The sequence below is a fragment of the Allosalinactinospora lopnorensis genome (genome assembly GCF_000981225.1).
Lineage (GTDB): Bacteria > Actinomycetota > Actinomycetes > Streptosporangiales > Streptosporangiaceae > Allosalinactinospora > Allosalinactinospora lopnorensis.
Genome location: NZ_LAJC01000040.1, coordinates 44,868 through 50,867 on the forward strand (window position 1 = coordinate 44,868; position 6,000 = coordinate 50,867).

Annotated in this window: 9 protein-coding genes and 1 pseudogene; 8 read left to right on the top strand and 2 right to left on the bottom strand. The window is 68.0% G+C overall.

What is annotated here, in order from left to right; translation table 11 throughout:
* The first annotated feature begins 15 nt into the window (after window positions 1-15).
* From VS93_RS15595 to truA, 8 genes are all read left to right on the top strand, one after another.
* Window positions 16-462 carry a DUF1707 SHOCT-like domain-containing protein gene (locus VS93_RS15595; protein WP_046470656.1) on the top strand — a complete coding sequence of 149 codons (447 nt, stop codon included), beginning with the start codon at window positions 16-18 and terminating at the stop codon, window positions 460-462.
* A gap of 301 nt (window positions 463-763) precedes the next feature.
* The gene (gene infA / locus VS93_RS15600; RefSeq protein ID WP_017593374.1) at window positions 764-985 is read left to right on the top strand and encodes a translation initiation factor IF-1; all 222 of its coding nucleotides are present in this window, start codon (window positions 764-766) and stop codon (window positions 983-985) included.
* 56 nt (window positions 986-1,041) lie between these two features.
* Complete coding sequence (gene rpmJ / locus VS93_RS15605; RefSeq protein WP_046470657.1) at window positions 1,042-1,155, top strand: 50S ribosomal protein L36; 114 nt, start codon at window positions 1,042-1,044, stop codon at window positions 1,153-1,155.
* 204 nt (window positions 1,156-1,359) lie between these two features.
* The gene (gene rpsM, locus VS93_RS15610; RefSeq protein WP_046470658.1) at window positions 1,360-1,740 is read left to right on the top strand and encodes a 30S ribosomal protein S13; all 381 of its coding nucleotides are present in this window, start codon (window positions 1,360-1,362) and stop codon (window positions 1,738-1,740) included.
* A gap of 66 nt (window positions 1,741-1,806) precedes the next feature.
* Window positions 1,807-2,211, top strand: coding sequence for a 30S ribosomal protein S11 (rpsK, locus tag VS93_RS15615; RefSeq protein ID WP_046470659.1), 405 nt, complete (start codon window positions 1,807-1,809; stop codon window positions 2,209-2,211).
* Between the two features lie 133 nt (window positions 2,212-2,344).
* Window positions 2,345-3,364 carry a DNA-directed RNA polymerase subunit alpha gene (locus VS93_RS15620; RefSeq protein WP_046470660.1) on the top strand — a complete coding sequence of 340 codons (1,020 nt, stop codon included), beginning with the start codon at window positions 2,345-2,347 and terminating at the stop codon, window positions 3,362-3,364.
* A gap of 174 nt (window positions 3,365-3,538) precedes the next feature.
* Window positions 3,539-4,078 (top strand): 50S ribosomal protein L17, encoded by a 540-nt coding sequence (gene rplQ / locus VS93_RS15625; protein WP_046470661.1) that lies wholly within the window; start codon window positions 3,539-3,541, stop codon window positions 4,076-4,078.
* A gap of 95 nt (window positions 4,079-4,173) precedes the next feature.
* Window positions 4,174-5,004, top strand: coding sequence for a tRNA pseudouridine(38-40) synthase TruA (gene truA / locus VS93_RS15630; protein WP_082126916.1), 831 nt, complete (start codon window positions 4,174-4,176; stop codon window positions 5,002-5,004).
* A gap of 63 nt (window positions 5,005-5,067) precedes the next feature.
* Here truA and VS93_RS27055 read toward each other — a convergent pair whose 3' ends face one another.
* Window positions 5,068-5,406, bottom strand: coding sequence for a hypothetical protein (locus VS93_RS27055; protein ID WP_236700570.1), 339 nt, complete (start codon window positions 5,404-5,406; stop codon window positions 5,068-5,070).
* A pseudogene (locus VS93_RS31765) lies at window positions 5,364-6,000 on the bottom strand (hypothetical protein); the annotation flags it as partial. The gene VS93_RS27055 and the pseudogene VS93_RS31765, both read right to left, overlap by 43 nt.

A 6,000-nucleotide genomic window follows, 5' to 3' on the forward strand; every position in this document is an offset into this window, starting at 1 on the left:
ACTAAGAGGTGTGCCGTGACGGAGGACTCGCCCGATCTCCGGGTATCGGATGCCGATCGCGAGCGGGTGGCCAAACTGCTGCGGGAGCACTTCGCGCAGGGTCGCCTGGACGACGACGAGTTCAACACCCGTTTGGAGAGCGCCTACAAGGCGCGTACCCGAGGCGAGCTGGTACCGCTTTTCAGGGACCTGCCCGAGATGGATCTCGGTTCTCTTCCGGCCGAGGCCCCGCGCCCGCCCGCGGCGGGGAACCGGATGGACCCGGCGCTGGTGATCCCGTGGCTGGTATGGGCCGGGGTGAACGCGTTGTGCTTCACCATCTGGCTGATCCCTTACCTCACCGGCGCCGGAACGGCCTACCCGTGGTTCCTGTGGGTGGCGGGCCCGTGGGGCGTGGTGCTGTTGTTCATCAGCATCGGGGTCATCGTGCTCAAGGAGGGACGACAGGGCCGGGCGGACTGAACGGCCGGCGGTTGGCAGAAGCAGGAACGGCGGCGAGTGCCGTCGAGAGCACTCGCCGGGACGCGCTAGACTTAAAGAGCCCATACGCGGGCTGTTGGGTCAGTCTGCCTTCATTCGCATTCGTTCGTTGTACTGGCGTATGCTACTGCAGTTGACCTGATCTTCCAGCGTGCGCTTCTTGCAGGGGCGGCCTATCGCTCGCTCCCTGCCCTACCTGCGCTCCCGATTGTCGGTCACGAGGGTGGCTGGGAGCGTTCCGGGTTAGTCCAGTCAACTAGTCGATGAACGAAGCGTGGAGGACATGGCCAAGAAAGACGGTGCCATCGAGATCGAGGGCTCCGTTATCGAGTCCCTACCCAACGCTATGTTCCGAGTGGAGCTCGACAACGGGCACAAGGTCCTTGCCCACATCAGCGGCAAGATGCGGATGCACTACATCCGTATTCTTCCCGACGACCGCGTCGTCGTGGAGCTGAGCCCGTACGACCTTACGCGCGGGCGCATCGTTTACCGCTACAAGTAGTCCATCCCGCACGCTGCGGGGCAGCGTGCCGGCGGTGGTATGAGTTCGGAGAAACCATGAAGGTCAAGCCGAGCGTCAAGAAGATCTGCTCGAAGTGCCGGGTCATCCGTCGGCACGGCAAGATCATGGTCATTTGCTCGGACCCGCGGCACAAGCAGCGGCAGGGCTAGCGACCCGCTTCTTGCGCGCAGGACGCAGCGGGGATCAAACCGGCCCCGCGGTGTGTTTCCGATAACAAGATAAGGAACCCGTTCCGATCCCCCTGCTTTTCGGGGGATATCCCCCGGTCGGAGGCCGGGGCCTCGTCGATTGGGCGACGAGAGGGCTTAAGGGGCGGGTTACGACCTCCGCAGAGCACGAAGGAGATCGCCCACATGGCACGCCTCCAGGGCGTCGATCTTCCCCGCGACAAGCGGGTGGAGATCGCTCTCACATACATTTACGGGATCGGCCGCACCCGCGCCGTCGAGACCCTGCAGAACACGGGTGTCAGTTCCGCGACCCGTGTCCACCAGCTCAGTGAGGACGAGCTGGTCAAGCTGCGCGACTGGATCGACGCGAACTACCAGGTCGAGGGTGACCTCCGCCGTGAGGTCCAGGCCGACATCCGCCGCAAGATGGAGATCGGCTCCTACCAGGGCATCCGGCACCGCCGTGGCCTCCCGGTCAAGGGTCAGCGCACGCAGACCAACGCGCGCACGCGCAAGGGCAAGAAGAAGACCGTGGCCGGAAAGAAGAAGTCCGGCAAGAAGTAGTCCGTTCCGGGCGCGGCGGGTGCCCGGATACAGACAACGGACCGATGATCTTGGGAGTTCACAGGTATGCCGCCTAAGGGCCGTCAGGGTGCCGCACGCAAGGTGCGTCGCAAGGAAAAGAAGAATATCGTCCACGGACATGCTCACATCAAGAGCACGTTCAACAACACGATCGTGAGCATCACCGACCCGAACGGCGCGGTGATCTCATGGGCGAGCTCCGGGCAGGTCGGCTTCAAGGGTTCGCGCAAGTCCACCCCGTTCGCCGCGCAGATGGCCGCCGAGGCCGCCGCGCGCCGCGCCCAGGAGCACGGGACGCGCAAGGTGGACGTCTTCGTGAAGGGCCCCGGCTCCGGTCGCGAGACCGCCATCCGTTCGCTGCAGGCCACCGGCCTTGAGGTGGGGTCCATCCAGGACGTCACGCCGGTTCCGCACAACGGATGCCGCCCACCGAAGCGTCGGCGGGTCTGACCGCACAGCGCCGCGTCGTCCTCGCGGGTTCCGCATGGGGCCGCGAGGGCAGATATAACACAGGTCCCGCGACTGCGGGGCCGTCCAGTGGCCGTCAAATAGCGGGCGGCCGTGGGAAAGGAAATCACGGACCATGTTGATCGCACAGCGTCCAACACTCTCCGAGGAACTGATCTCGGACCTCCGTTCGAGGTTCGTCGTCGAACCGCTCGAGCCCGGATTCGGTTACACGATCGGGAACTCGATGCGCCGGACCCTGCTGTCCTCCATCCCCGGTGCCGCTGTCACCAGCATCCGCATCGAGGGCGTCGAGCACGAGTTCACCACCGTGCCGGGCGTGAAAGAGGATGTCACCGAGATCATCCTCAACCTGAAGGGCCTGGTCGTCAGCTCCGAGCACGATGAGCCGGTTCTGATGTACCTGCGCAAGCAGGGCCCCGGGGTCGTCACGGCCGCGGACATCGCGCCGCCGGCGGGGGTCGAGGTGCACAACCCCGACCTGCACATCGCGACCCTGAACAGCAAGGGCAAGCTGGAGATGGAGTTGACGGTCGAGCGCGGCCGCGGCTATGTCTCGGCGACGCAGAACAAGCAGCTCGGCCAGGAGATCGGGCGCATCCCGATCGACTCGATCTACTCGCCGGTTCTGCGGGTCACCTACAAGGTCGAGGCCACCCGTGTGGAGCAGCGTACGGACTTCGACCGGCTGATCGTGGACATCGAGACCAAGCCGTGCATCCGTCCTCGTGACGCTGTCGCGAGCGCCGGCAAGACCCTGGTCGAACTGTTCGGCCTGGCGCGCGAGCTCAACCACGACGCCGAAGGCATCGAGATGGGCCCGTCACCGACGGACGCCGCCCTGGCCGCCGACCTGGCGCTGCCGATCGAGGACCTCAACCTCACGGTCCGTTCCTACAACTGCCTCAAGCGCGAGGGAATCCACAGCGTCGGCGAGCTGGTCGCTCGCTCCGAGCAGGACCTTCTCGATATAAGGAACTTCGGCGCCAAGTCCATCGAAGAGGTCAAGCAGAAGCTCATCGACATGGGGCTCTCCCTGAAGGACTCCCCGCCCGGATTCGACCCCACCAGTGCGGCCGACTCCTACGGTTCCGACGAGGATGACGAGTCCTTCGTCGAGACCGAGCAGTACTAGGCCCGCCCGTCGCCCACCACAGCCCTCAAAGGAGGCGCTGCGCGCCGCGGTTTTTCAAGCCGTCGCCCGTCGCCTCAACCGAGGCACCGCGCGCCGCGGTATTTTCAAGCCGTCGCCCATGGTCCTCGGCCAGCGACAACTGGCCGAGGACCGCATCACTAGGAGAACCACACCATGCCCACGCCAACGAAGGGGCCTCGCCTGGGTTCCGGCCCGGCTCATGAGCGGCTCATGCTGGCGAACCTGGCGTCCTCGCTGTTCCAGCACGGCCGCATCAAGACGACGGAGGCCAAGGCGAAGCGCCTGCGTCCGTATGCGGAGAAGCTCATCACTCTCGGCAAGCGGGGCGACCTGCACGCCCGCCGCCTGGCGCTGCGCAAGATCACCGACAAGGCGATCGTGCACGAGCTCTTCACCGAGATCGGCCCGCGCTACGAGAACCGTGACGGTGGGTACACCCGCATCACCAAGATCGGTCCGCGTAAGGGCGACAACGCCCCGATGGCGGTGATCGAGCTCGTGGAGGCCGCCCCGGCGAAGCCCGCGGCCTCCCGGAGCGCCGCTCCGGCTGCGCAGGCGGAGCCGGCCCAGGAGGAGGGCACCGCCGCTCCCGAGGCCGGCGAGCAGGCGGCGGAGGAGCCGACCTCCGGACAGACCGCTCAGGCGGAGGAGGCAGCACAGGCCGAAGACGAGTCCTCGGACGAGAAGAAGTAGAGTCCGGGGTTCGTCCCTTCGAGCACACGACGCCCGGTCCCCGTAACGGGGGGCGGGCGCTCGTCTTTGCAGTGGATGCGCGGTGGAGATCATCGATGCGGGATGCGCCGACGGTCCGGTTGCGGCTGGACATCGCCTACGACGGCACTGACTTCTCCGGTTGGGCCGAGCAGCCGGACCGGCGCACGGTCCAAGGGGAGCTGCAGGCGGCGCTGCGGCGGGTGCTGCGGCTCGCCGGCGTCCAGTTGACCGTTGCGGGCCGGACCGACGCCGGCGTGCACGCCCGGGGGCAGGTGGCGCATCTGGACGTTCCTGTGGAGCTCTGGGCGGCCGAGGGCGACCGGCTGCTGCGTCGCCTGGCCGGTGTGCTTCCCGCTGATGTACGGGTGCACGCAGTGACCGAAGCCCCTCCGGGGTTCGATGCGCGTTTCTCGCCGTTGTTCCGCCGCTATGTCTACCGGGTCAGCGACGCGCCGGGCGGAGTGGACCCGCTGCGCAGGCGCGATGTGCTGTGGCACAAGCACTCTCTCGACCTCGACCGGATGAACGAGGCCACCGCGGGCCTGGTCGGGGAGCACGACTTCGCGGCCTACTGCCGCAAGCGCGCGGGCGCGACCACCATCAGGGAGCTGCTGCGCCTGGAGTGGTACAAGGAGGCGGAGCACCTGTACGCGGCCGCGGTCCAGGCCGACGCGTTCTGCCACAACATGGTCCGTGCGCTGGTGGGAGCGCTGCTCGCGGTCGGGGACGGCCGCCGGGGGGCCGAGTGGCCGCGGAAGGTGCTGGAGGCGGGTGTGCGCGATTCCGGCGTGCACGTGGTCCCCGCGCACGGGCTGAGCCTCGAAGAGGTCCGCTACCCCGAGAACGACGAGCTCGCCGGGCGCGCGGCCGCGACCCGCCGGGTCAGGACCCTGCCCGGCGGGTGAGGGCGCCCCGTTCCGGGGCGCCCTCCCGCTGGACCAGGGTCTAGTCGACTGTATGGCCGGGGCCTAGCCGACGTACTCGTCCAGGCCCTCGTAGGGGACCTCGGCGAACCCCTCGCTGATCTCGGTGAGCTGGGAGCGGTCGTCTTCGGAGACCCGGCCGTCGCTGGTGGAGGCCAGGGAGAAGACCAGGTAGCGGTCCCACTGCGCGCCGGAGCCGTGCCCCTCGGCGAACTCCATGCGTTCGGCGCCGCTGCCGTCCTCACCGCTGAGTCCGGCGAACCACTCCGCGTTCTCCAGGTCCTGGGCGTCCTGAGCCTGCTCCGCGTCCTCGGGCGAGGCCATCGCCGCCACGCCGACGGTCACGGCCTGCGTCTTGTCCTCGTTGACGTAGGCGGCGCGCACGATCTGCTCGCAGTCGTTGTCGTCGAGGACGTCGCCGTAGCTCCGTGGGCCGCCGTTCCGCACTCGTCGGTGTCGTCGGTGAGTACCAGTTCGTAGGTCTCACCGGCGACGTCCACGGTCTCCGGGAACACGTCACCGGCCGCGAGTGTGCCCGGGCCGCCGGAGCTATTGGCGGCGAGCAGGAACGCGCCTCCCGCGCCGATGAGCAGCAGGGCGACGAACCCGCCGATGAGCAGCACGGTCTTGTTGCGGTAGAGGGGCTGCGGGGCGTCGTCGCCTATGTCGGAGAGATCGATCTCAGCCGTGGTGGTGTTGCGGCTGTCCCCGCTGGGGGCCTCGTCCCGGAACATCGGCCGGCCGCCGAATTCGTCCTCCACCGGAGGGGCCGTCTGGGTAGGGGCGTCGTTGCTGACGGCGCGCATGTTCTGGGTCGCCTGGCCGGCGTCGGGCGGGAACAGGGGCTCGGCCGCGGGGGCGTCCCCGGCCGCGGAGTCGCCGGTCCCGGGAGGGAGGACATGCCCCTGCAGCGGTTGCTGCCCGCCGCCTGCGGTGTGCGGTGCCTGGGGGCCGGACATGGGGGGCCGGCCGGGTGGG